The sequence below is a fragment of the Shimia marina genome (assembly GCF_001458175.1).
Taxonomy (GTDB): Bacteria; Pseudomonadota; Alphaproteobacteria; order Rhodobacterales; family Rhodobacteraceae; genus Shimia; species Shimia marina.
Genome location: NZ_CYPW01000001.1, coordinates 168,332 through 191,183, shown reverse-complemented (window position 1 = coordinate 191,183; position 22,852 = coordinate 168,332). Strand labels below are relative to the sequence as shown.

21 protein-coding genes are annotated in these 22,852 nt (G+C 58.0%); 14 read left to right on the top strand and 7 right to left on the bottom strand.

The features are described 5' to 3' along the window. Nucleotides 1–22: 22 nt before the first annotated feature. Nucleotides 23–1,189, bottom strand: coding sequence for an alpha-hydroxy acid oxidase (locus SHM7688_RS00870; RefSeq protein ID WP_058238122.1), 1,167 nt, complete (start codon nucleotides 1,187–1,189; stop codon nucleotides 23–25). A 143-nt stretch (nucleotides 1,190–1,332) separates the two neighbouring features. On the opposite strand from SHM7688_RS00870, the gene SHM7688_RS00865 reads away from it, so the two are divergent. Further along, entirely contained in the window at nucleotides 1,333–1,878 is a 546-nt protein-coding gene (locus tag SHM7688_RS00865) for a heme NO-binding domain-containing protein (protein WP_058238121.1), read from the top strand. Then, a complete protein-coding gene (locus tag SHM7688_RS00860) occupies nucleotides 1,878–3,287 on the top strand; it encodes an ATP-binding protein (RefSeq protein ID WP_083498802.1) in 1,410 nt (469 codons plus the stop codon). The genes SHM7688_RS00865 and SHM7688_RS00860 overlap by 1 nt, the downstream gene beginning before the upstream one ends. A gap of 103 nt (nucleotides 3,288–3,390) precedes the next feature. Here SHM7688_RS00860 and SHM7688_RS00855 read toward each other — a convergent pair whose 3' ends face one another. The 3 genes from SHM7688_RS00855 to SHM7688_RS00845 all read right to left on the bottom strand — a co-directional run bounded on the left by SHM7688_RS00855 (nucleotide 3,391) and on the right by SHM7688_RS00845 (nucleotide 6,497). Then, a complete protein-coding gene (locus SHM7688_RS00855) occupies nucleotides 3,391–5,004 on the bottom strand; it encodes a trimethylamine methyltransferase family protein (protein ID WP_058238120.1) in 1,614 nt (537 codons plus the stop codon). Between the two features lie 126 nt (nucleotides 5,005–5,130). Continuing rightward, nucleotides 5,131–5,922 (bottom strand): tryptophan synthase subunit alpha, encoded by a 792-nt coding sequence (gene trpA, locus SHM7688_RS00850; protein WP_058238119.1) that lies wholly within the window; start codon nucleotides 5,920–5,922, stop codon nucleotides 5,131–5,133. A gap of 89 nt (nucleotides 5,923–6,011) precedes the next feature. Then, nucleotides 6,012–6,497, bottom strand: a complete 486-nt coding sequence (locus tag SHM7688_RS00845) for an acyloxyacyl hydrolase (protein ID WP_158500635.1) — start codon at nucleotides 6,495–6,497, stop codon at nucleotides 6,012–6,014. A 228-nt stretch (nucleotides 6,498–6,725) separates the two neighbouring features. On the opposite strand from SHM7688_RS00845, the gene ychF reads away from it, so the two are divergent. Then, nucleotides 6,726–7,823 carry a redox-regulated ATPase YchF gene (gene ychF, locus SHM7688_RS00840; protein ID WP_058238117.1) on the top strand — a complete coding sequence of 366 codons (1,098 nt, stop codon included), beginning with the start codon at nucleotides 6,726–6,728 and terminating at the stop codon, nucleotides 7,821–7,823. Here the strand turns inward: ychF and SHM7688_RS19530 are convergent. Then, nucleotides 7,813–8,115 carry a hypothetical protein gene (locus tag SHM7688_RS19530; protein ID WP_144432448.1) on the bottom strand — a complete coding sequence of 101 codons (303 nt, stop codon included), beginning with the start codon at nucleotides 8,113–8,115 and terminating at the stop codon, nucleotides 7,813–7,815. The genes ychF and SHM7688_RS19530 overlap by 11 nt on opposite strands. Before the next feature lie 211 nt (nucleotides 8,116–8,326). Between SHM7688_RS19530 and urtA the strand changes: the two genes are divergently transcribed. From urtA to SHM7688_RS00795, 9 genes are all read left to right on the top strand, one after another. Continuing rightward, complete coding sequence (gene urtA / locus SHM7688_RS00835) at nucleotides 8,327–9,607, top strand: urea ABC transporter substrate-binding protein (RefSeq protein ID WP_058238155.1); 1,281 nt, start codon at nucleotides 8,327–8,329, stop codon at nucleotides 9,605–9,607. Between the two features lie 63 nt (nucleotides 9,608–9,670). Beyond that, a complete protein-coding gene (gene urtB, locus SHM7688_RS00830; RefSeq protein WP_058238116.1) occupies nucleotides 9,671–11,641 on the top strand; it encodes an urea ABC transporter permease subunit UrtB in 1,971 nt (656 codons plus the stop codon). 193 nt (nucleotides 11,642–11,834) lie between these two features. Then, nucleotides 11,835–13,016, top strand: a complete 1,182-nt coding sequence (urtC, locus tag SHM7688_RS00825) for an urea ABC transporter permease subunit UrtC (RefSeq protein ID WP_058238115.1) — start codon at nucleotides 11,835–11,837, stop codon at nucleotides 13,014–13,016. Next, nucleotides 13,013–13,753: an urea ABC transporter ATP-binding protein UrtD gene (gene urtD / locus SHM7688_RS00820; protein ID WP_058238114.1), complete on the top strand. Its 741-nt coding sequence runs from the start codon at nucleotides 13,013–13,015 to the stop codon at nucleotides 13,751–13,753. Before urtC ends, urtD begins: the two co-directional genes overlap by 4 nt. A 1-nt stretch (nucleotide 13,754) precedes the next feature. After that, complete coding sequence (gene urtE, locus SHM7688_RS00815; protein WP_058238113.1) at nucleotides 13,755–14,450, top strand: urea ABC transporter ATP-binding subunit UrtE; 696 nt, start codon at nucleotides 13,755–13,757, stop codon at nucleotides 14,448–14,450. A 644-nt stretch (nucleotides 14,451–15,094) separates the two neighbouring features. Beyond that, nucleotides 15,095–16,048 (top strand): GT-B fold glycosyltransferase domain-containing protein, encoded by a 954-nt coding sequence (locus SHM7688_RS00810; protein ID WP_058238112.1) that lies wholly within the window; start codon nucleotides 15,095–15,097, stop codon nucleotides 16,046–16,048. 49 nt (nucleotides 16,049–16,097) lie between these two features. Continuing rightward, the gene (locus tag SHM7688_RS00805; protein WP_058238111.1) at nucleotides 16,098–16,757 is read left to right on the top strand and encodes an acetyltransferase; all 660 of its coding nucleotides are present in this window, start codon (nucleotides 16,098–16,100) and stop codon (nucleotides 16,755–16,757) included. Continuing rightward, the gene (locus tag SHM7688_RS00800) at nucleotides 16,757–17,884 is read left to right on the top strand and encodes a DegT/DnrJ/EryC1/StrS family aminotransferase (RefSeq protein WP_058238110.1); all 1,128 of its coding nucleotides are present in this window, start codon (nucleotides 16,757–16,759) and stop codon (nucleotides 17,882–17,884) included. Before SHM7688_RS00805 ends, SHM7688_RS00800 begins: the two co-directional genes overlap by 1 nt. Before the next feature lie 96 nt (nucleotides 17,885–17,980). Then, complete coding sequence (locus SHM7688_RS00795) at nucleotides 17,981–19,549, top strand: cryptochrome/photolyase family protein (RefSeq protein ID WP_058238109.1); 1,569 nt, start codon at nucleotides 17,981–17,983, stop codon at nucleotides 19,547–19,549. A gap of 20 nt (nucleotides 19,550–19,569) precedes the next feature. On the opposite strand, the gene SHM7688_RS19305 is transcribed toward SHM7688_RS00795, so the two are convergent. Then, complete coding sequence (locus SHM7688_RS19305; RefSeq protein ID WP_083498810.1) at nucleotides 19,570–19,707, bottom strand: DUF2256 domain-containing protein; 138 nt, start codon at nucleotides 19,705–19,707, stop codon at nucleotides 19,570–19,572. A gap of 14 nt (nucleotides 19,708–19,721) precedes the next feature. Further along, nucleotides 19,722–21,233, bottom strand: a complete 1,512-nt coding sequence (locus SHM7688_RS00790; protein ID WP_058238108.1) for an FAD-binding domain-containing protein — start codon at nucleotides 21,231–21,233, stop codon at nucleotides 19,722–19,724. Nucleotides 21,234–21,489: 256 nt separating this feature from the next. Between SHM7688_RS00790 and SHM7688_RS00785 the strand changes: the two genes are divergently transcribed. Beyond that, nucleotides 21,490–21,975, top strand: a complete 486-nt coding sequence (locus SHM7688_RS00785; protein WP_058238107.1) for an acyloxyacyl hydrolase — start codon at nucleotides 21,490–21,492, stop codon at nucleotides 21,973–21,975. A 47-nt stretch (nucleotides 21,976–22,022) separates the two neighbouring features. Beyond that, nucleotides 22,023–22,592, top strand: coding sequence for a carboxymuconolactone decarboxylase family protein (locus SHM7688_RS00780; protein WP_058238106.1), 570 nt, complete (start codon nucleotides 22,023–22,025; stop codon nucleotides 22,590–22,592). The last annotated feature ends 260 nt before the right edge of the window (nucleotides 22,593–22,852 follow it).

Genomic DNA, 22,852 nt, shown 5'->3' with positions numbered 1-22,852 from the left:
TGCATCAAAGCGGGCGGCGGCCTCAGCTCTGCCAGCGGCCCTCGAAGTTTTCCGGGATCATCAGGATATCCCGGTCGACCTCGGAAAGAGTGCGTTTGCCACAGAGCGCCATGGAGACATCGAGCTCCTTGTGGATCACTTCCAGCGCCTTGGTCACGCCAGCTTCACCCATGGCCCCCAGACCATAGACAAAGGCGCGCCCGATGTAAGTGCCACTGGCGCCCATCGCCACAGCTTTGAGCACGTCCTGACCAGAGCGGATGCCGCTGTCCAGATGCACTTCGACCTGATCGCCAACGGCTTCCAGAATAGACGGGAGCGCGCGGATTGAGCTTTGCGCCCCATCCAACTGGCGGCCGCCGTGGTTGGAAACGATGATGGCATCAGCCCCGACCTTGAGCGCCATACGGGCATCATCGGCATCCAGAATGCCCTTCAGGATGACTTTGCCGCCCCATTGTTCCTTGATCTTTGCGATCTTGTCCCAATCCAGAGAGGGGTCAAAGCTCTGTGCTGTCCATGCGCCCAGATCGGCCGTGTCGGTCACGCCTTTCACATGGCCCACGATATTGCCGAAGTTGCGCCGTTTCGCACCCAGCATGCCAATGCCCCAGCGCCATTTGGTCATCAGGTTGGCAATGGTGGAGGGAGTCAGTTTGGGTGGGGCAGAGAGGCCGTTTTTCAGATCTTTATGACGCTGACCAAGGATTTGAAGATCGAGCGTGATCACAAGCGCAGAACATTTGGCGTCTTTGGCGCGCTGGATCAGCCGCGAGACAAAATCCTCGTCCGTCATGGTGTAGAGCTGAAACCAGAACGGTTTGGTGGTGGCTTCGGCGACCTCTTCGATCGAGTTGATCGACATGGTCGACAGCGTGAAGGGCACGCCGAATTTTTCCGCAGCACGCGCGGCTTTGATTTCGCCATCGGCATGTTGCATGCCGGTCAACCCGACGGGGGCGAGTGCGACGGGCATGGCCACATCTTCCCCGATCATCTGGGTTTTGGTGCTGCGCCCGGACATATCCACCGCCACACGCTGACGCAGATAGATGTCTTCGAAATCCGAGGTGTTTTCACGGAAGGTTTTCTCCGTCCAACTGCCGGATTCCGCATAGTCATAAAACATGCGTGGTGCGCGGCGTCGGTGCAGACGCTTGAGATCTTCGATGCAGGTGATGACGGGCATGAGCTTCTGAAACTCCCTCTATTGGTAAGGGTTCCTTACCAATATGCGCTATTTTCTGCAATCCCTTTATTCATTAAGGGTTTGTTTACCATTTGTGCGCAACTTGTTCCTGTTGTGTGTTAAATGGTGTTGCGGAGGTCCGCATGAAGGGCGTTGTGTTCGTCGAATTGATCCATATGGCCGAATCCGTCATGGGCGAGACGGCTGTGGATCACATCCTCGATAAGATTGAGTTGCAGAGCGATGGCGCCTTCAGCGCGGTTGGCAATTACCCCTGTTCGGAGCTGCTGCGCATTGTGGAGGCGTTTGGAGCCGAACTGAATGCGCCAGTGGAGGCCCTGCATGTGCAGTTTGGCCATTGGATGTTTGCCCGATTTGTGCAGGGCTACCCGATCTTTTTTGAAGGCAAACCGGATGGGTTTGCCATGTTGGAATCCATTGAGGATGAGGTGCATGTGGAGGTGCGCAAGCTCTATCCAGAGGTGGAGCTACCACGGTTTACCACGCAGAGGCAGGGGCCTGACAGTCTACGGATGGTGTATTCCAGCGAGCGCCCGTTGCAGCACTTCTGTCGGGGGCTGATTGAGGCCTGTATGGCGCATTTTAACCATCAGGCGACCTTGCAGATGACCGATCACTCTGCGGAGGGGCGCTGCACTGCGGAGTTCCTGATACAGAAAGCCGCCTGATGTATTTGCGTAAACCCAGCAATGTGGCCGCTGCCGCTCCTGACAGTACGGAGCCTGACGCCCCGCCATCTGACGGGGTGTCGCGGCGGCGGTATGAGCGCGAACGCATGGCGCGGGAGCAGGCCGAGGCCCTGCTGGAGGCCAAGAGCCGGGAGCTTTATGAGGCCAATCAACGTTTGCAGGGCTTGCTGGGGTCGTTGGAAGAAGCGGTGAAAGAACGTACGCGCGAGTTGGATCAGGCACGGGTTGCCGCCGAGTCTGCCAATGAGGCAAAATCTGTATTTCTCGCCTCCATGAGTCATGAAATCCGCACACCGCTCAACGGGATTTTGGGCATGGCGCAAGCGCTTGCGGACAGTGGGTTGAGTGCGGATCAGAACAAGCTGGTGCGGCTCTTGCAGGATAGTGGAGGGCTGTTGCTCTCCATCATCAATGACGTGCTCGATATCTCCAAGATTGAGGCGGGAAAGCTTGAATTTGAGCTGGTGCCCTATCGGATGCGTGATCTTGTGGCGCAAATGCAGCAGCACTACGCGTTTCGGGCACAGGTCAAGGGGCTGGCGTTTGAGGCGGTGTTGTCTCCGCAGGCGGATGTTACGGTGCTGGCGGACCCGACCCGGGTCATGCAGGTGGCGGGGAACCTTCTGTCTAATGCCATCAAATTTACCCAGAAGGGGGGCGTGCGGCTATTGGTGGATTTCACGCCTCAGAAAGAGGGGGCTGCAGTATTGTCGGTCACTGTGTCTGATACCGGACCGGGCATCGCCAAGGCGCAGCAGCCGCGCCTGTTTCAGCGGTTCAATCAGGCCAACGCCAGTGTGCGCCGCATCCATGGCGGCACCGGGCTGGGCCTCGCGATCTCCCGCCACATCTGTGAAACAATGGGGGGTGAAATTGTGGTGCGCAGTGACCTGGGGGAGGGCGCAGAGTTTCAGGCCAATATGGCGGTGGAACTGGTGGTTGATGCGGCTGCTGTTGAGGGGGCGGAAGGGACGCAGCTACACGCCGCCAGCTTGCGTGGGCTCAATGTGCTGGCGGCAGAGGACAACCGCACCAATCAGATTGTGCTGCGACACATGCTGAAGAACGCAGGGGTGTCCTTGACCGTTGTGGCGGATGGGCAGGAAGCGGTGCAGGCCTGGTTGGGGGGCGGCTATGATATGATCCTGATGGACATCAATATGCCGGGGATGGATGGGCTTGAGGCCACGCGCATCATTCGCGGACTGGAGCATCAGAACATGCTGGAGCCCATCCCCATTCTCGCGGTGAGTGCGAATGCCATGGTGCATCAGGTGGCCGATTATCTGAACGGCGGCATGAGTGGCCATGTGGCCAAACCGATCAGCCGGGGCAGTCTGGTTGAGGCGATGCAGGGGGCTTTGCAGGCGACGCCGCGATTTGCATGACGTCGGCGGAACAAGTCCGAACGACATAAAAATGCGCTGTGCCGTTGGCGGGGGGCGTTGGTGCTATCTTGGGGCGAGGAGGTTGAGACCCTCAGTCTCGCGGTCAGATCGTGTCTACTTTGCCAGATCCGGAGTAGGCCGCAACAATATGGGCATCGGCGGCCTCTTGCAGCTTGGTGATTTCCTGCATCTGATCCTCTGACAAGAGAGGTTGCTGCGGCGCCTGTGCAATGGCTGCGAGGGCTTTGTCTCGCGCCACGTCAAAGGCCGCTTTGCGCCCTGAGGCCTCATAGTCGTCCCGCCCCATGCGCTGAAACACATCCGGTGTCAGTTGATCTCGGCAGCTGGCAACGGTGTGATCACTGTCTAGAAAATGGCCTCCAACCGGCACCTGCCGCATTTCGTCAAAGTTCAGGGCCGCGTCACTTACATCTGGCACCCTCAGGAAGCGCCGCGTCATGGCGCCGATTTCATTGTCCAGCACCGCCTGCACCGGGCAGAACACGGTGGCACATTCAAGCTGTCCCACGCCGCCCAGCACGTCGGCACCAGAAAGGGCTACGGTCTGCATCAGCATGGCGCGTTCCGCCATGGATTGATGATCGCTGTCAGGCGTGTCCGAGCCGGATCCATAGGTATGCGCCATCAGGCCAAACCCTTGTTTTACAAGTTGAATAGAGAGGGAGGCCGCTTGCATGGCCTCCACAGAAGATTGCAGCGCGCTGCCGGTGCGCATGTCCAGCGCAAACATCAGCGGCGTGGCAATCACCGGCAGGTTCGGAGACAGCACATGTGCCATGGTGACCATGCCCACCACTTCGGCAACTGCCATCAGCGCGAGTGCCGCAGGAGACAGGGGCGCGGTGCCCCCGGCGCTGGGCAGGGAACAGGCATGCACGGGCACCCCAAATTTGCCACAGGCGATGATCACCTCTGTGTCCATGTGTTTGAATTCCAGAGGGGAGAAGGAACAGGTGATGGTGGAGGTCGAGGGGCGCTGGCGCAGCGCGTCTTCGCCACCCGCAGCGATGGCGGCGATGTTCAGGAGATAGTCGATGTTCTCCTTCTGATAGGGCTGCATCCACATGTGTTTTTGGGTGTGAGCCGTCATCGTGGCATAGGCGTGAATGTCGGCGGTGACTTCGGGCACGCCATGCACAAAGGGATGGGCAATGAAGCCGACCTGATCAAGCGTATTGGCCACGGCGACGATTTCCTGCACCGCCGCTAGGTCCATGTTGCGATAGCTGGCATCGCGTGGATCCACATACCCGTGGGCGCCTGTGCCGGTGCGCAGGATGAACCCGGCATCGCGGCGCGGCAGGCTCATGTCATAGGCCTCAGACTTGCCAAACAACTGGCAGGATTTTGGGGTGGCCTGCAGCGCTTCCAAGACCAGCGCGCGCGGCATTTTTATGCGGCCTGCGCTGCTGCCTTCGGTGGCACCTGCCGCCAGAAGCGCGGCCTGTGCCGCCGGATGAACGACCATTACGCCATAGTCCGCCAGCAGATCCAGCACCCGGTTTTGCATCACCTGCATGCGGTCGCTGTCCAGAAAGCCGAAATGTGCGCGCGGGCCGATCACATGTTCCAGAGAGAAGGCGTCGGCAGAGGCGCGGCTGACAGGAGGGGCGCTGCGCCCGCGCCGTTTTCGCCGGCTGGGGTTGCGCACCGTTGGTTTCTCGTCTGTGGCGTGGTCGTGGCTGTCTGAGGTCATATCGGGCCCTTTGGATCGCGTTCACACAGGGCACACTCACGGTCTGCCGACTTGCGAAGTGAGTTTATAGCAATGGGCAGAGCCCCCGCCAGCGCTCACGTTGCGACAAAAGGTCAGGCCAAGATATCAGACGCGGTGGGCCCCATCGGCCAGAGACTTCACAAAGCTGAGGACCTCATCCACGGATTTGCCCGCGCCAATCTGACCCACGATGGCTGACCCAACCACGGCCCCATCGGCCACAGAGGCGATGTTTTGTGCCTTTTCCGGGGTGTTGATGCCAAAGCCCACGATCACCGGCAGATCTGTGCTGGCCTTGATGCGCGCCACTTCGGGGCCAACATCGGTGGCTTCGGCTTCGGCCGCACCGGTGATGCCAGTGATGGAGACATAGTAGACAAAGCCGGAGGTGTTTTGCAGCACTTTGGGCAGGCGTTTGTCGTCGGTGGTGGGCGTGGCCAGACGGATGAAGTTCATGCCAGCGGCCTGTGCCGGGATGCAAAGTTCACTGTCTTCTTCCGGGGGCAGGTCGACCACGATCAGGCCGTCGATGCCAGCGGATTTGGCATCCGCGAGGAAATTATCCACCCCGCGCGAGTAGATCGGGTTGTAATAGCCCATCAAGACAATCGGGGTTGTGTCATCCGTCTTGCGGAATTCTGTCGCCAGATCGAGGGTTCTCTGCAGGGTCATGCCGCCATCAAGCGCGCGCTGGCCCGCCAGTTGGATGGTGGGGCCATCGGCCATCGGATCGGTGAACGGCAGGCCCAGCTCGATGATGTCTACACCTGCTGCTGGCAGGCCTTTGACGATTTCCAGCGAGGTTTCATAGTCGGGATCCCCGGCCATCACATAAGACACGAAGGCCTTTTTGCCTGCGGCAGTCAGTTCGGCGAATTTGGCGTCGATACGAGTCATGCGGATCCCTCAGTTTTAGGTGACAGCAGATGTGCCCAAAACTGAGGGGGAAATCAATCCTTGCTGGGCGGCAGGATACGCACCGTGCGTCAGAAGCTGTGATGATAGCGCAGGCTCAGCTTGTTGACGCCGGGATTGGTGGAACTCAGCCCGCCATTGGATTTGTGGCTGAGTTCCAGCGAGACGGCAGAACTCTCTCCGACATAACGGCCCACGGCAAGGGCGCTGCGGAACTCCAGTGTTTGTCCCAGATCGTTGAGGGAGACGCCTTCAAAGAACAGGCCGGGGCGGAAGCTGCCTTCCAGAAACCAGTCGTTTTGCAAGCTGTAGCGGCTCAGGACGCCAAAGCCGACAAAAACATCACTTTCATTATCCACCGTCAGGATTCCGCCAAAATGGTGGTCCCACCGCTCGGTACTTTTGAAAGGGGTCGCTGTGTATTCCAGTTGCAATGTGGCCGCATCCAGTGCCGACCCATCAGAAAAATCCGAGAAGCCGAGCCCAACGACAACCTCCTGAGCGGAGGCCTGTGAAGTGAAAAGAAGCGTCGCACAAACCATGCAGAAGTTTTTCATGGCGTCTTGATCTTTCTTGGTTGGGTATTGAAAGCCATAGTTGCGTGCCCAAGGGGCGCTTTTCAATGGGGCACAAGATTCCGTGAACATCTGCCACAATTCGTGATGCGGAGCCGGTGTTGCCCTTATGCGATCTGGCGCAAAGCACTGTGCAACAGGGCACAGGCGACTTGCGCCGCGCCCAAACTCTGCATAAGAGCAGCACAAACATGTGACAGGAGGCCGGATATGGGTTTCAAAATGGGCATCGTCGGATTGCCGAACGTCGGCAAATCCACGCTTTTTAATGCACTGACCAAAACCGCTGCGGCGCAGGCGGCCAATTTTCCATTCTGCACCATTGAGCCAAATGTGGGCGAGGTGGGTGTGCCTGATGCGCGCCTGGACAAGCTGGCCGCGATTGCGCAGTCCAAACAGGTGATCCCGACCCGCATGACCTTTGTGGATATTGCCGGTCTGGTGAAAGGCGCCTCCAAGGGCGAAGGTCTGGGCAACCAATTTCTGGCCAATATCCGCGAAACCGATGCCATTGCCCATGTGCTGCGCTGTTTTGAAGATGGCGATGTGACCCATGTGGATGGTCGCGTTGATCCGGTTGCGGATGCAGAGACCATTGAAACCGAGCTGATGCTGGCGGATATTGAAAGCATCGAAAAACGTCTTCAGGGGCTGGTGCGCAAAGTGCGTGGTGGCGACAAAGAAGCGGTTCAACAAGAGCGCCTTTTGAAAGACGCGCTGGCCATGCTGGAAGACAGCAAACCTGCGCGTTTGGTTGAGGTGGATGAAGAAGACGCCAAAGCCTGGAAGATGTTGCAGCTCTTGACCACCAAGCCGATCCTTTACGTCTGTAACGTGGGCGAGAGCGAAGCGGCTGATGGCAACGCGCATTCTGCGGCTGTGGCTGAGATGGCCGCCAAACAGGGCAATAGCCATGTGATCATTTCTGCGCAGATCGAAGAAGAGATCAGCCAGTTGGAAGACGAAGAAGCAGAGATGTTCCTCAGTGAGATGGGGCTTGAAGAGGCCGGTCTCGATCGTTTGATCCGCGCGGGCTATGAGCTGTTGCAGCTGGAAACCTATTTCACGGTGGGCCCCAAGGAGGCGCGTGCCTGGACCATCCGCAAGGGCACCATGGCGCCGCAGGCGGCTGGTGTGATCCACGGCGACTTTGAAAAAGGGTTCATCCGCGCGGAAACCATTGCCTATGACGACTATATCGCCTGCGATGGTGAGAGTGGCGCCAAAGAGGCTGGCAAGATGCGTGCAGAAGGCAAGGGATATGAAGTGAAGGATGGCGATGTCATGCACTTCCTGTTCAACACCTAAATCCGCCTCTTAGATCAAAATTTTCAAACGCCCGCCGGTTTGCGCCGCGGGCGTTTTTCTGTGAATGGAAGTGCGTATTAAGAATGTGTTTCTTCTTAGGCGTGTGTTGTGCGTTGCCGATCAGGTGATGAAGAAATGACTCTCGGCGTGACCGTCTGCCCCAAATTGATGCAGAGTTTGCCTGTCTGATCCAAGGATTTCGCCCAAAAAACAAACACCAACGGCCAGTTGTGTTGATTTTTTGTGCGATTGCGCGGATTTCCGACAGCGCTGCGGTGCGGAAAATTGCCATGATGCGGCCCCTGTCAAAGGGTAAGGGCGCCAACCGCAGAACAGGACATCTGGGAAACGCAGAGCTGGGAAACGGGGGGTGTGTGACGGCCCACGAATTGGACCTCGAAGAGGCCGCCACACGGTTTGCAACACGAAGTTGCGGGGATCAGGTAACGGATGCACGCCCTTGGGCGCAAGCTCTTCTGTGGCCGCCCCGCCAGGAGAAAAGAATGACCTTTCTGAAATCCACGCTCGCCGGATCTCTGGTTTTTGCCTCACTCGCAGGCGCTGCTATGGCCGAGGACGACACCATCAAAGTGGGTGTGCTGCACTCCCTGTCCGGTACGATGGCGATCTCTGAAACCACGCTGAAAGACACCATGCTGATGCTGATTGATCAGCAGAATGCCAAGGGCGGCCTGCTGGGCAAACAGCTCGAAGCGGTGGTTGTAGACCCTGCCTCTGACTGGCCGCTGTTTGCGGAAAAAGCGCGCGAGCTGCTGACCGTGCATGAGGTGGACGTGATCTTTGGCAACTGGACATCCGTGTCCCGCAAATCCGTGCTGCCGGTGATTGAAGAGCTTAATGGCCTGCTGTTCTATCCGGTGCAGTATGAGGGCGAAGAAAGCTCTAAAAACGTGTTCTACACCGGTGCTGCGCCAAACCAGCAGGCGATCCCGGCCACCGACTATTTCCTGGATGAACTGGGTGTTGAGAAATTCGCGCTTCTGGGCACTGACTATGTGTACCCGCGTACCACCAACAACATTCTGGAAAGCTATCTGAAGGGCAAAGGCATTGCCGATGAGGATATCTTTGTAAACTACACCCCGTTTGGCCACTCTGACTGGTCCAAGATCGTGGCCGATGTTGTGGCGCTGGGCGCGGACGGCAAGAAGGTTGGCGTGATCTCCACCATCAACGGCGACGCCAACATTGGTTTTTACAAAGAGCTGGCGGCGGCTGGCATCTCTGCGGATGACATTCCGGTTGTGGCCTTCTCCGTGGGTGAAGAAGAGCTGGCTGGTCTGGACACCTCCAACCTCGTGGGCCACCTCGCGGCGTGGAACTACTTCCAGTCCGCCGATGCAGATGTGAACGCGGAGTTTGTGGAAACATGGAAAGCTACCATGGGCGAAGAGCGTGTCACCAACGACCCGATGGAAGCCCATTATATCGGCTTTAACATGTGGGTGAACGCCGCCACCGAGGCCGGCTCCACCGAAGTGGATGCCGTGCGCGCAGAGATGTACGGGCAGGAATACCCGAACCTGACCGGCGGCACCGCCGTGATGCTGCCAAACCACCATCTGGCGAAGCCGGTTCTGATTGGCGAAATTCAGGAAGATGGCCAGTTTGACATCATTTCTCAGACCGCTGAGGTGCCGGGTGACGCATGGACGGACTACCTGCCAGAATCTGCCGTGCTGGTGTCTGATTGGAAAGATCTGGACTGCGGCATGTACAACACTGAGACCAAGACCTGCGTTCAGACCCTGTCGAACTACTAAGGTTTGATCCTTCTGGGGCCGCGCGTGATGCGGCCCCAACCTTCAATTCGCGGACTTCCTCACATGAGACAGCTCTTTTTGGCGGGCCTTGCCTTCTTGGCCGCCTGCCTGATTTCGCCCGGCCTGGGGCAGGCGCAGACCGCCGCCGCCATTCAGCCGATCCTGCAAGACCATCAGGCGCTGATCGTGAAAAGCTCGCGCAAGACCATTGGTCCGGCCATTGATGCGGTGGCCGCCTCTGGATTGCCGCAGGCGCAAACTGTTTTGGAGGTCTGGGCCGCCAAGAATATGTGGCAGCGCAAATCTGACGGGCTGTTTTTCATTGGTGAGAAAATTGACAGCAAAACCTACGCGCTGACCGATTTTGACAGCGGCGAAAGCGTGGGGGAATTTGCCAAATCAGAGCTTAAACAGCTCAAACCCAACAGCGGCATCCGCGCGCTGATCGGCACGGCGTTGGTGCAGTTTCAGTTGAGTGATCCCAACATTGAAGCCCGCCGCGCTGCGCTTCTGTCAATTGAGCGCGACCCGGAGGCCAGCCTGCTTGCCCCTCTGCGCGCCTCGATTGAGGCGGAGAGCGACCCGGCGCTGAAGGCGCAGAAACAGCGGCTCGAACGGCTCTTGACCATTGGCTATGACAGCGATGAGGCCGCGCGCCTTGCCGCCATTGCCGATATGGCTGGCGATCTGGGCGTGGATGTGCGCGCAACGCTCAACCCGCTGCTCACAACCAAGCGGGATGTGGTCGCGGGGAGTGTCCCAGAGGGGGCAAATATTGCAGCCATCCTGACACCGGGGCAGGGGGATTTTGACCGGCTGAGTGCCTATGACATGTTGGTGGCCAAAGACCTCGCCCCTGTGCGGATCAGCCAAGCTGACATCCGCAGCGAGCTTGCCGCCCATATTGAAGGCGCGCGTGTGGGCGGTGTGCCTGTGGCGAAGCTCAACACAGAGGGCAACCGCCTGACAGCCTATACTGCGCTCGCAGAGGCAGGTGCTGTGCCCGCCTTCGTGACCGACACAGCGATTGACGCCGCGCTGGCGGCGCACACCTTCTTTGATGCCTATCTGGAGCCGTCCGAAGCGGTGACCGATGCCGCCGCGCAGGCGCTGAAAGATATTGAGCTGAAAGTGGGGCTCAACCAGACGCTGGACCTCACGCTGGATGCGCTCTCGCTGGCCTCGATCTACTTCCTTGCCGCCATTGGCCTTGCCATCACCTTTGGCGTGATGGGGGTCATCAACATGGCCCATGGCGAGTTCATCATGATGGGGGCTTACACCGGCTATGTGGTGCAGCAGATCATCCCCGATCACACGCTCTCCATCATCGTCGCCATCCCCACCGCCTTTGCCGTGACCTTTGCCGCCGGTGTGGCGATGGAGCGTCTGGTGATCCGCTGGCTGCAGGCCCGTCCGCTGGAAACCCTGTTGGCCACCTTCGGCATCTCCATCGCGCTGCAACAGCTTGCCAAGAACATCTTCGGCACGCAGGCGCGCCCGCTCACCGCGCCGGGGTGGCTCGATGGCGCATGGGTGATGAACGATGTGGTCTCCATCAGCTACATCCGCATTGCGATCTTCATCCTTGCGCTGATCTTCCTCGCGGTTTTTCTCTACATCATGAAGCGCACGCGCCTTGGCCTTGAAACCCGCGCAGTCACGCAAAACCCGCGCATGGCCGCCTCCATGGGCATCAACCCCGATCGCGTGAACATGCTGACCTTCGGCCTTGGCTCCGGCATCGCGGGCATCGCGGGTGTCGCCATTGGTCTCTTTGCCAAAGTCACTTCTGAGCTGGGCAGCGACTACATCGTGCAGAGCTTCATGACAGTGGTTGTCGGCGGTGTTGGCAACATCTGGGGCACCTTGGCGGGGGCCGCCATGATTGGCTTCCTGCAAAAAGGCATTGAGTGGATGAACCCCTCCAACACCTTGGCCGCCCAGACCTACATGATCATCTTCATCATCATTTTCATCCAATTCCGGCCACGGGGCATCATCGCCCTCAAAGGCCGCGCGGCGGGGGATTGAACCATGATGATGTGCAACACACAGGGCAGCCCTCGTGCCGCACGGGGCGCACACCACACGCACAACGCAATGATGTGCCACGCCCTTTCCACCCATTCTATGATTTGCAACCAAGCCCCCGCCCCGTTGGGGGGCGGTACGGGGGCTGCCCGACCTTTCGGTCGGGAGGTGCAGCTTGCAGGAGACCTGTCCCATGCAGCGTAGTTTCATCGCCAAGAACCCCTCGGTTCTCATCTTCCTCGCCATCCTCGCGCTGTTCACCCTGTTGGTGACTGTCATGTCCGAAGGCTTTGGCGTGGGGGGGATTTCCACGAGCTTTATCAAGACATTGGGCAAGACCCTGTGCCTCTGCCTGATCGCCCTCGCGATGGATCTGATCTGGGGCTACACGGGCATCCTCAGCCTTGGCCATTTCGCCTTCTTTGGCCTTGGTGGCTATATGATCGGCATGTGGCTGATGTATGAGCGCACCCGCCTGATTGTGGTGGACAGCCTCGCCAACGCCGAAATCCCGCCTACGGATGGCGAAGTGATCGACGCCATCGGCAATCAGATCTTTGGCGTCGTCGGCAGCAGCGATTTCCCCCTGATCTGGGCCTTTGCTGACAGCCTTACCATCCAGCTGGCGCTGGTTCTGCTGGTGCCCGGACTTCTGGCGCTGATCTTTGGCTGGCTTGCCTTCCGCAGCCGCGTGACGGGTGTTTACCTCTCCATCCTCACGCAGGCCATGACGCTCGCACTGGCGCTCTATCTGTTTCAGAACGACAGCGGCCTGCGCGGCAACAATGGTCTCTCGGGTTTGCAAAACCTGCCAGGCGTGACCGCCTCACAGGATTATGTCTCGCTCTGGTTCTTCTGGGCGTCGGCCGCAGCACTTGGCGCGGGTTACGTGCTCTGTGCCTGGCTGGTCAGCGGCAAATTCGGCTCTGTCATTCGTGGCATCCGCGACAATGAGGCCCGCGCGCGCTTCCTTGGCTATTCGGTGGAGACCTACAAGCTGGTGATCTTTACGCTCACCGCCTGCATCGCCGCCATCGCCGGGGCGCTCTACTACCCGCAGGCCGGCATCATCAACCCCGCTGAAATCGCCCCGATTGCCTCGATCTATCTCGCAGTCTGGGTCGCCATCGGTGGGCGCGGACGGCTTTACGGCGCGGTGATTGGCGCGGCATTCGTCAGCCTGCTGTCCACATGGTTCACCGGCGGGCAGGCCCCGGATGTGAACCTTGGCTTTTACACCATCAAATGGGTCGACTGGTGGCTGGTGCTCTTGGGCCTGTCCTTCGTATTGGTCACGCTCTTTGCCCCCAAGGGCATTGGCGGGCTGATCGACATCCTGTCTGACCGTCGCGCGGCCAAGGAGGCCTCCCAATGAGCACACTTCTTGAAGTTTCCGGTGTCTCGGTCACCTTTGACGGCTTTCGCGCTATCAACAACCTGTCGTTCCAGATCGGCGAGGCGGAAATGCGCGCGGTGATTGGCCCCAACGGGGCGGGCAAGACCACCTTTATGGATATTGTCACCGGCAAAACCCGGCCGGATGAAGGTCGGGTGATCTGGGGGGAGAAATCCATCAGCTTGCTGGGCATGAATGAGGCCCGCATTGCACAGGAAGGCATCGGGCGCAAATTCCAGAAACCCACCGTGTTTGAAGAGCAGACCGTGCAGGAAAACCTGCTGATGGCGCTCAAAAAGCCGCGCGGCTGGTTTGCGGTGCTGACCTATCGGCCCAGTGATGCGGATCTCGCCAAGGTGGATGACCTTGCCGCACAGATCGGCCTCACCGATCAGCTCACCCGCACCTCCGGCGAACTCAGCCACGGGCAGAAGCAATGGTTGGAAATCGGCATGTTGCTGGCCCAAGAGCCGCGTCTGCTGCTGGTGGATGAGCCCGCCGCAGGCATGACCCCGGCAGAGCGCGAACACACCACCGACATCCTGGTCGAAGCCGCCAAAACCCGCGCCGTGGTGGTGGTGGAGCATGACATGGAATTTGTGCGCCGCCTCAATTGCAAAGTCACCGTGCTGCACGAAGGGGCCGTTCTGGCCGAGGGCAGTCTGGATCACGTCACCGCCGATCAGAATGTGATCGACGTCTATCTGGAGCGCTGAGATGCTGACACTCAAAGACATCACGTTGCACTATGGGCATTCCCAGATCCTCAATGGCATTTCGATGGAGGCGCAGCAGGGCGAAGTCACCTGTGTCATGGGCACCAATGGCGTCGGTAAAACCAGCCTGATCAAAGCTATCTCCGGCACCCATCCCCGCTCTGGTGGCACGCTGTCGCTGGATGGGGAGGCGCTGCCGCCGCTTCCCGCGCAGGCGCTGGCTCACAAAGGGGTCGCCATTGTGCCGCAGGGGCGTGAGATCTTCCCGCTGCTGACTGTGCGCGAAAACATGGAGACCGGCTTTAACTGTCTGCCCAAGTCAGAGCGGGTCGTTCCGGAAGAGATGTTTGAGCTGTTTCCCGTGCTCAAGGAAATGCAGAACCGGCGCGGCGGGGATCTCTCCGGCGGGCAGCAACAACAACTCGCCATCGCCCGGGCCCTGATCACCCGGCCCAAACTGCTTTTGCTGGATGAACCGACTGAGGGCATTCAGCCCAATATCATCCAGCAGATTGGCGAGGTCATCAAACTGCTGCGCGACAAAGGAGAGATGGCGATTGTGCTGGTCGAACAGTATTTCGACTTTGCCTATGATCTGGCCGATCGCTTTGTGGTGCTGCGCCGTGGGGAGGTGCTGTTGCAGGGGAGCAAGACAGAAATGGACCGTGGCGCCTTGTTGGACAGCGTCTCTGTGTGAAGCGGCGCTTGCACGTCCTCACACCTGCGTTTTGGGTTGCCGGCCCATTTTGAGGCAGTCACGTCTTTCCGCTCATTTTCAGTGAGAAGTGAGGTGGTCAGACGGTGCATTGCAATTAACCATGGTTGTAAAATCATGGGCTGGTCGTTGCGTTGTCATGTGTTTTGAGATTGACACGAAAGCGCATCAAGTTAATTTATTTTACGATAAATTTTAACACATTTTCCTGTGATCACGGCGGTATGCCGTCTGGCACGGTGAAGTAAATTGTGAGTTTACAGGAGAATTTTGGATTTCTCTCCGTGCGGTTGCTGAGAGCATTTTGGGCAAGCGACGGTTCATATCGCGGAGATAACTGCAATGGAGCGCTAGCAGGGACGATCTTGCAGATCGCGAGTGGCCTAGACTGTAAAGCCTGAACAGGCCGGGCAGGCTTGAGGCGAGTGGAGCCTTTCATGACGAATGCCGCGCAGTTTGATGCGTTGCCTTTGTACTAAAGCAACACTTTTGGGTGTGTATGAAGCCGGCTTCGGTCTTCGTCCGTGTGGATGTAGTTTTAAAAAGATGTCGCCCGTTTGGGGTGTCTGAGCAATTTAAAAAGGACCTTTTCGCGGCGCATTGCGAGGAGAGTTTAAGGAAAAAGTTTGGTTGATTTTGAAATAAGAATTCCCATTTTGCCAACCGATGGATTTTACTCAAATGTGAAACTTGCGGTGAAATCGCTGCGGAATTTGGGCGGTAGCTATGAGACTGTGCCGATCCACGTCTCTGTTGGTGGCATGCCCAAAGACCCGACGCCGGAGTTGACCAAAGAGATCAATGCCTGGTCCAAAGATGATCCCAACCTGCATTGGCGGATTATCCCGCCACAAGTTCGGACCACGGAGTTTGCCTCTGTAATCGACAGAATTGCCAATCCACTTGAAAAAGACGTGGTCATCATGTGTGATGCGGACCTGTGTATCACCAAGGACATTCAGCCGCTGCTTGAAATCGTCGCGGCGCAGGATCGGCCGACTCTGGCTGGTATGATGGCGCATCAATCCCCGTTTTCCAAAGACCCTGATGAAAATCGAGAATGGTGGCAAAAGGCTTTTGCATTGTTTGATGTACCCATGCCGGAGTTTGACTACAATCATACGCTGGCCCCTGCATCACAGGGCAAAAGCCCGATGTATATCAATCAGGGCTTCACGGTGATGAACCGATCTGCCTTTGAGATTTTGGGTAAGAGGATGGCGCAGATCACGCTGGATCTGGCGCGCATGCTGCGGCCCGGTAATAAGCATATTTTTGCTCTGCAGGTGGCCTTGACTGTCGCCATCGAAATGGAACGGGTGCAGTTTCTGCAACTCGGGCCTCAGTATAATTGCACCAATGAAGATGCGATGCTGCGCTGTGGCCTGTCCTCTCCTGAGGACGTACGCGTGCTACACTATCAGCGCCGTGACGTCTTTGACCGTCACAAATTTCTCTGCGAGCAGGAGGCCTTTCTGGATTTCTCTCTGGCGGAATACGACAGCGCCATTCTCCAGATGTTTCAGAAGCACGTTTTGTCCCTTGAGGATGTGTTCTTTGAAAGAGGTGCGGCGGCTTGATGAGAGATTTTTTGAATTTGAGAAATGTGCTGATGTTTGAGGTTTTGCTATGACGGACCGGACAAAGAAAAAGATGGTCCTTTATGGGACCTCTGGTCAGGCGCTGTACGTTTATGAAGAGATTACGCAGGCCGATCGCGGCTATGAAGTTGTGGCTTTCATGGATTTGGGCTCTGAGGATGGTTTTGAGCAACATACGCAATTGCCGCTGATCTCTCTTGAGACATGGAAGCGGGACTATGTGGACACCAGCGATCTTCTTCTGTGTCCTGGCACTCCAAGCATCCGGCGCAAGGTCGCAGAGGAGTTTAGCGCACTTGGAGCGCGATTTGCGCAACATTCTGATGGAGATAGGGAGGAGCCCCCTTGGAAGGCGATCGAGATTGGCGTTGGCACGTATGTTGGTCCCAACACGATGCTGGGCAACTGTGTCAAGATCGGCGAACACACACAGCTCATGATCAACATCAGTATCGGTCACGACGTGACCATTGGCGACTATGTGACCATCGCTCCGGGTGCCATTGTGAGTGGCTATGTTGAAATTGAGGACGACGTTTTTGTCGGGGCGGGCGCGATCATCTCCAATGGAACGCCTGACAAACCTATCGTGATCGGACGTGGCTCCATGCTCACTGCAGGAACGGTGGTCATCCGGTCTGTACCGCCGCAATCGCGCATTCTGGGTGTGCCTGGAAGGCCACTTTAATGAGCGCAGCGGTCGGATATAGTCAGATCCCGGTGATGCGTCCGCAACTGCCAACCACGGCAGACTTGGTGCCGTTTCTGCAGGAAATTGATCAAAATCGCTACTACAGTAATCATGGTCCTTTGTATCGGAGGTTTGCTCGAGAGCTGGATCAATCGGCGAACTTCCCGGTTTCGTCCTCGATTTTAGTGGGCAATGCCACACAAGGTCTGACCTCTGTGTTGCGGGTGAGAGGGCTGGCTGGTCGACCATATTGCGCGCTGCCTGCATGGAGTTTTGTTGCCTCCGCTGCAGCGGTGGTTGAGGCGGGGATGCAGCCTTACTTTGTTGATGTGGAAGAGGACACTTGGGCCTATTCGCCCTTGGCTCTGCGTGACATGCCTCTGGACAAGCTGGCAGCAGTGATGGTTGTCGCGCCCTTTGGGCAAAGTGTGCCGTTGCAGGAGTGGGATGAGTGGTCCTCGCTGACCGGCATTCCTGTAATCATTGACGCAGCCGCAGGTTTTGACTTCGTTGTGCAGGAGCTGGAAGCCTATCCAAACCTGACCACAGTGGTAAGCCTGCATGCGACCAAGACCCTGTCTTCGGGAGAAGGGGGCTGGTTGATCGACTTCAACAAAGATGTGCTCCGCAATGCTCTGGCAGATGGCAATTTTGGATATCTGGATGGCGCTATTGGGCAGACGTTTGGCCACAATTATAAGATGAGTGAATATCATGCGGCGGTGGGTCTGGCGTCGCTTCAGAGCTGGGATATGACTCGCCGTCGTTTCGCAGAGCGTTTCAACAAGATGGTCGAAGCGCTAGAGCCGCTGCCGTTGTCGGTTTTCCCGAACCCATCAAAACCGTTTTTCATCTCTTCCACGTTTCACATCACCACCGAGATGCCTGCGGATTTTTTGGCGTCTGAGCTGCTCAAGCGCGGTGTGCTGACTCGGCAATGGTGGGGGGAGGGGATTCACCGTCTCAAGGCCTATGCGCATTTTCCCCGTGGCGACTTAAGCATGACGAACAAAATTTCTCCCTATATTCTGGGATTGCCGTTTAGCGTGGACATGACCGATGGAGAGATTGAGCGGGTGCGCGACGCCATTGCCGAGGCTTTCTATGTGCACGCTATGACCTGATGGTGTGCGGCCCTTCTTTCCCAATGCATTGATTTTTCGATCTGCGATCCGTCCTGCATCGTAAGTGTGAACATCAGCACGGCGCAGGGGATCGGGATGGCCCATACAGGACAAAATGCACTAGAGGAAAATGTGTCAGTGGGCAGGCTTGTGGTTGTCTTGGGGGATCAGCTCTCCTTGGAGCTTGCCGCGCTCAAGGCCGCCGATCCGGCGCGTGATGTGATTTTGATGGCGGAAGTGGCCGCCGAAGCCAGTTATGTGCCCCATCACAAGAAAAAAGTCGCCTTTCTGTTTGCGGCGATGCGCCATCATGCCGAGGCGCTGCGCGCAGAGGGCTGGCGCGTGCATTACACACGGTATGATGATGCGGACAACAGCGGCACATTGGTGGGGGAGATGGGCCGCGCCTTGGCGACCTATCACCTGTCTGGCGTGCGGATCTGTGCGCCGGGCGAATACCGCCTAAAGGCTGAGATTGCTGAATGGGCAGCCGCGCAACAGGTGCCGTTGACGATGCTCAAGGATGACAGGTTCCTCTGCTCGGAGGCGGAGTTTCAGAGCTGGGCCAAGGGGCGCAAGCAGTTGCGGATGGAGTATTTCTATCGTGATATGCGGCGCAAAACCGGGCTGTTGATGGCGGGCACAGAGCCGGAGGGCGGGCGTTGGAACTATGACGCGGAGAACCGCAAAGCGGCGCAGGCGGATATTTTTATGCCACGCCCGCTGACCTTTGCGCCCGATGCGGTGACCCAAGAGGTTCTGGAGCTTGTGGAGCGCCACCTGCCGCAGAATTTTGGAGAGTTGCACCCTTTTGGGTTTGCCACCACCCGTGCCGGGGCGCTTGAGGCTTTGGAGCTTTTTGCCACGCAGGCTCTGCCGCTTTTTGGCGATTACCAAGACGCCATGCTCAGCGATGCGCCTTTTCTCTACCACTCCGTTCTGGCGCAATATCTGAATGCCGGATTGCTGGGGCCGATGGAAATCTGTCGCCGTGTAGAGCGGGCCTACTACGAAGGCCATGCGCCGCTCAATGCGGTGGAGGGCTATATCCGGCAAATCATTGGCTGGCGTGAATTTGTGCGCGGGATCTACTGGCTGAAGATGCCGGGCTACACCTCGGAGAATTTCTTTGAGGCCAGTCGCCCTTTGCCCGCGTTTTATTGGACCGGGGACACGGACATGCACTGTCTGGCGCAGGCGATCGGGCAGACCCGCAAAGAAGCCTATGCGCATCACATTCAACGGCTCATGGTGACGGGCAATTTTGCCATGCTGGCCGGTGTCGATCCCCATGCGGTGCATGAATGGTATCTGGCGGTCTATGCCGATGCCTATGAATGGGTTGAGGCCCCAAATGTGATTGGCATGAGCCAGTTTGCCGACGGGGGCGTGCTGGGCTCCAAACCCTATGCGGCCAGTGGCAACTACATCAACAAGATGTCCGATTATTGCGGGGCTTGCCGCTATCGCGTGGCCCAGAAAACTGGGGAGGGGGCCTGTCCCTTCAATGCGCTTTATTGGGATTTTATGGTGCGCAACCGGGAGAAGCTGAGCCGTAATCCCCGGATCGGTCACGCCTACCGCACGTGGGATCGCATGTCAGAGGGGAAGCAGGCTGAGTATTTGGACAGTGCCAAAGCGTTGCTGGATCGGCTCTGGGACTGAGCTTGAGTGGGTTTCAGGTGCTAGCGGCGCGCCTCTCGTCGGCAGCGGTCTGAACAATACCGCACCTCCTCCCAAACCTTGGCCCATTTCTTGCGCCAGCTGAAAGGCCGCTGACAGGTCACACATATCTTTTGAGGCAGATCTGCCTTTTTGCTCATCTTCATGAGGGAACCTAAAATGGCAGCTTAAGCTGCTGCGGCGGGGTGGTTTTGGCTTTTGCCGCGCGCCTGCGCGTGGGCTTTCGGCTGGCGTGTTTGGTGACAATCGCTGCGGCTTCCTGTTTGAAGCCGGGGCCGCGCCGCACAGCCCAGATTTTGTCACGCGCAGCCTTGGCGGCGGTCAGAGGGTCGACAATCGGATGGGGGTAGGCCTTGCCAAGCACACGCCCCGCAGTGTCGGCTTTCCAGGGCGTTTGCAGGTGCTGATCGGGAATGTCGCGCAGCTCTGGCACCCATCTGCGTGTGAAACGGCCGTCCGGGTCTTGGTCTGAGCCCTGTTTGATCGGGTTGTAGATGCGCGGGGTGTTGATGCCGGTGGTGCCGGATTGCATCTGCGTCTGGCTCCAGTGGATTCCCGGCTCATAGTCGGTGAAGAGCTGCGCCAGTGCGAGGCCGCTGTCGCGCCATGGCAACCAAAGGTGATAGCTGGCCACCGACATGACCATGGCGCGCATGCGGAAGTTGAGCCATCCCGTGGCCTGTAGCGCGCGCATACAGGCATCCACAAACGGAAGACCGGTTTCTCCATTGCGCCATGCGCTGAGCCTGTCGTGATCCGGGGCCGATGGCCGCAGCCCGTCATAAGCGCGATGCATGTTTTCAAATTCAATGCGGGGCTCATCTTCGAGTTTCTGCATAAAGTGACAATGCCAGTGCAGGCGCGCATTGAAGGAGGACAGCGCGCCTTGCCATTGTGTCGCGCCGCGTGCGGGCGCAGCGGCCAGCGCCAGGTGCCGCCGCTGTGTGGCCTGCGTGGCTTCGCGCATCGAGAGCGTGCCCCATGCCAGATGTGGCGACAGCCGGGAACAGGCATATGCGCCCGTGTGCGGGGAGGACATGGCTTTGCGATAGGTCCGGCCACGCACTGTCAGAAAACTCGACAGTCGCTCTTCTGCAGCCCGTCGCCCTCCGGGCTGGCGCGCGGCGCAGCGATCTGGTGCAAGCTGCAGCGTCTTTGCATCTGGCAGCTCGCCAAGGGGCTCTGAAACAGGCTTCAGTGTGGGGGAGGGGCAGAGGGGCGTATTATGAAAGCTATCCCAGTCTCGGGCCCAGCCGCTGCGCGATTTCAGGCGGCGTTGCACCCCGTTTTGGCGCAGCTCATGCCACGTGATGCCCTTATCGCGGCACCATGCGGCGACACCCCGATCCCGCCTGTAGGTCCAGTCATTGCCGGTTTCCGCGTGTGACCAGAGATCGGTGAGCCCATGTCTGTTGTGGAGATCCTGCAAGACCGTCTCCATGTCTCCCATGCGCAGCACCAGCGGCTGGCCGCAGCTATGCAGATTTTGGCGCAGTTCGGCGAGGCTCTCGGCAACAAAATCCCATTGGCGGGCTGAGGCATCTGGCTGTTGCCAATAGTCCGGCTCCACCACGTAGAGCGGGATCAACGGCCCTCGCTGTGCCGCCTGCCAGAGGGCAGCATTGTCTTGCACCCGAAGATCCCGTTTGAACCAGACGATTTGCATCCGATGCCCTTTTGTTACGCGTCCTGTGACGGCTTTGAGAAGACTACGCGCCCGGACCCTTTTCGGATGTGATCATGTTGGGGTCATCGCTTTGTTACGCCTGTGGATGCGCGCCGCGTTTGACATCTGCGGTCAAGAGCTTGGCATTCAGGGTCAATACCCTGCGCCTGTCAAAACCGTATCTCTATCTTAACATTAACCGATCTGTTCATGGCGTGATTGCGCGCAGGGCAGAGCTTCAGAGGGTGAGGGAGATATGAGGAAACTGCTATATGCGTTCCTGTTGAGTGGCAACGCGCTGCAGGCACAGCATTGGGTCTTGGGCGCAGGCTATGCGGATTTTGCGGATGCGCAGGCCGAAGACGCGGGCATGATCTCGGTGGAGTATCACGCCCGCCCCTTTGTCACGCGCCAGCGGTTTTCGCTTGCGTGGGGTGGGGCGCTCACCCTTTTTGAGACGCAAGACGCACATGTCGGCGCAGGTTTGGTGGGCCGTTATCAGATGGGGCAGCGCTGGTTTCTGGAAGGCAGCGTCATGCCGGGTCTGTTTGCCCATGACAAGCCGCGCAACGATCTGGGGTCTGAGTTTGAAATTCGCAGCCTTCTGGCCATTGGGAGGCGCCTGAAAAACGGCAGCTCTCTGTCTTTGGCGTTGTCCCATATCTCAAACGCTTCCACCGCCTCGCGCAACCCCGGTCTGGATGCGCTGAGCCTGCGCTGGACGATGCCGCTTGGGCGATAGTGCCCCCAATCTGACGATTTTTTGTGAAACCTCATTAGGAGAGAGCCATGACTGATTTTCCAACCCACAGCCTTCAAACCGCCCCTGAGGCGGCCAAGCCCATTATGGAAAATGCGGTGCGCGGGTATGGGTTTTTGCCGAACCTATATGCCAAGATGGCGGAATCCCCTGCGATCTTGGAGGGCTACATCTCTCTGGCAGGCAGTTTTGCCAGAACCCATCTGACCGAAACGGAACGCCAGATCATTCTGATGACCTGCAACCGGCTCAATGGGTGCCAATATTGCATGGCGGCGCATACAACGCTCTCGCAACTGGCAGGCGTGGATCCCGAGGTGATCGCCGCCCTGCGCAGCAATAGGCCGCTTGCGGATGCCAAATTTGAGGCGCTGCGTCAGTTTGTGATTGTCATGAATGAAACGCGCGGCTGGCCGAGTGAGGCAGACATCGCAGCATTGGTGACGGCGGGATATGGGCTTCAAACCGTTTTGGATGTCATCCTCGGTATGGCATTGAAAATGTTGTCAAACTATACAAGCCACGTGGCGGATACTGAGCTGGATGCGAAGTTTCAGGACAATGTGTGGACAGCGGATTTCGCTTTGGCTGCAGAGTGAGGGCTGCGCCATCTGTTTCCGTGAGGAAATGTCCGCCCTATGGCGTTTCAGGTAAAACCCGAAACGCTTTCAGGGGCGCATGCGTTCACTTTGGTCTCAAGAGGACGCACCGTCGCAAACAGACCTGTCGCGGACGGAAAAGATCCATAAAAACATGGCGTTTCCACAGCTATTCCCCCGTGCCTTCCGAAGTCTGTTGCGGCGTTTCAGTCACGGCAGACTTGAAGTTTTGGCATGGGTCCGTTAACAGCAGGGTCCGA

Excerpts from the sequence above, each read along its gene's own strand:
- SHM7688_RS00870 (WP_058238122.1), bottom strand. The coding sequence starts at position 1,189 with ATGCCCGTCATCACCTGCATCGAAGATCTCAAGCGTCTGCACCGACGC.
- SHM7688_RS00865 (WP_058238121.1), top strand. The coding sequence starts at position 1,333 with ATGAAGGGCGTTGTGTTCGTCGAATTGATCCATATGGCCGAATCCGTC.
- SHM7688_RS00860 (WP_083498802.1), top strand. The coding sequence starts at position 1,878 with ATGTATTTGCGTAAACCCAGCAATGTGGCCGCTGCCGCTCCTGACAGT.
- SHM7688_RS00855 (WP_058238120.1), bottom strand. The coding sequence starts at position 5,004 with ATGACCTCAGACAGCCACGACCACGCCACAGACGAGAAACCAACGGTG.
- trpA (WP_058238119.1), bottom strand. The coding sequence starts at position 5,922 with ATGACTCGTATCGACGCCAAATTCGCCGAACTGACTGCCGCAGGCAAA.
- SHM7688_RS00845 (WP_158500635.1), bottom strand. The coding sequence starts at position 6,497 with ATGAAAAACTTCTGCATGGTTTGTGCGACGCTTCTTTTCACTTCACAG.
- ychF (WP_058238117.1), top strand. The coding sequence starts at position 6,726 with ATGGGTTTCAAAATGGGCATCGTCGGATTGCCGAACGTCGGCAAATCC.
- SHM7688_RS19530 (WP_144432448.1), bottom strand. The coding sequence starts at position 8,115 with ATGGCAATTTTCCGCACCGCAGCGCTGTCGGAAATCCGCGCAATCGCA.
- urtA (WP_058238155.1), top strand. The coding sequence starts at position 8,327 with ATGACCTTTCTGAAATCCACGCTCGCCGGATCTCTGGTTTTTGCCTCA.
- urtB (WP_058238116.1), top strand. The coding sequence starts at position 9,671 with ATGAGACAGCTCTTTTTGGCGGGCCTTGCCTTCTTGGCCGCCTGCCTG.
- urtC (WP_058238115.1), top strand. The coding sequence starts at position 11,835 with ATGCAGCGTAGTTTCATCGCCAAGAACCCCTCGGTTCTCATCTTCCTC.
- urtD (WP_058238114.1), top strand. The coding sequence starts at position 13,013 with ATGAGCACACTTCTTGAAGTTTCCGGTGTCTCGGTCACCTTTGACGGC.
- urtE (WP_058238113.1), top strand. The coding sequence starts at position 13,755 with ATGCTGACACTCAAAGACATCACGTTGCACTATGGGCATTCCCAGATC.
- SHM7688_RS00805 (WP_058238111.1), top strand. The coding sequence starts at position 16,098 with ATGACGGACCGGACAAAGAAAAAGATGGTCCTTTATGGGACCTCTGGT.
- SHM7688_RS00800 (WP_058238110.1), top strand. The coding sequence starts at position 16,757 with ATGAGCGCAGCGGTCGGATATAGTCAGATCCCGGTGATGCGTCCGCAA.
- SHM7688_RS00795 (WP_058238109.1), top strand. The coding sequence starts at position 17,981 with ATGGCCCATACAGGACAAAATGCACTAGAGGAAAATGTGTCAGTGGGC.
- SHM7688_RS19305 (WP_083498810.1), bottom strand. The coding sequence starts at position 19,707 with ATGAGCAAAAAGGCAGATCTGCCTCAAAAGATATGTGTGACCTGTCAG.
- SHM7688_RS00790 (WP_058238108.1), bottom strand. The coding sequence starts at position 21,233 with ATGCAAATCGTCTGGTTCAAACGGGATCTTCGGGTGCAAGACAATGCT.
- SHM7688_RS00785 (WP_058238107.1), top strand. The coding sequence starts at position 21,490 with ATGAGGAAACTGCTATATGCGTTCCTGTTGAGTGGCAACGCGCTGCAG.
- SHM7688_RS00780 (WP_058238106.1), top strand. The coding sequence starts at position 22,023 with ATGACTGATTTTCCAACCCACAGCCTTCAAACCGCCCCTGAGGCGGCC.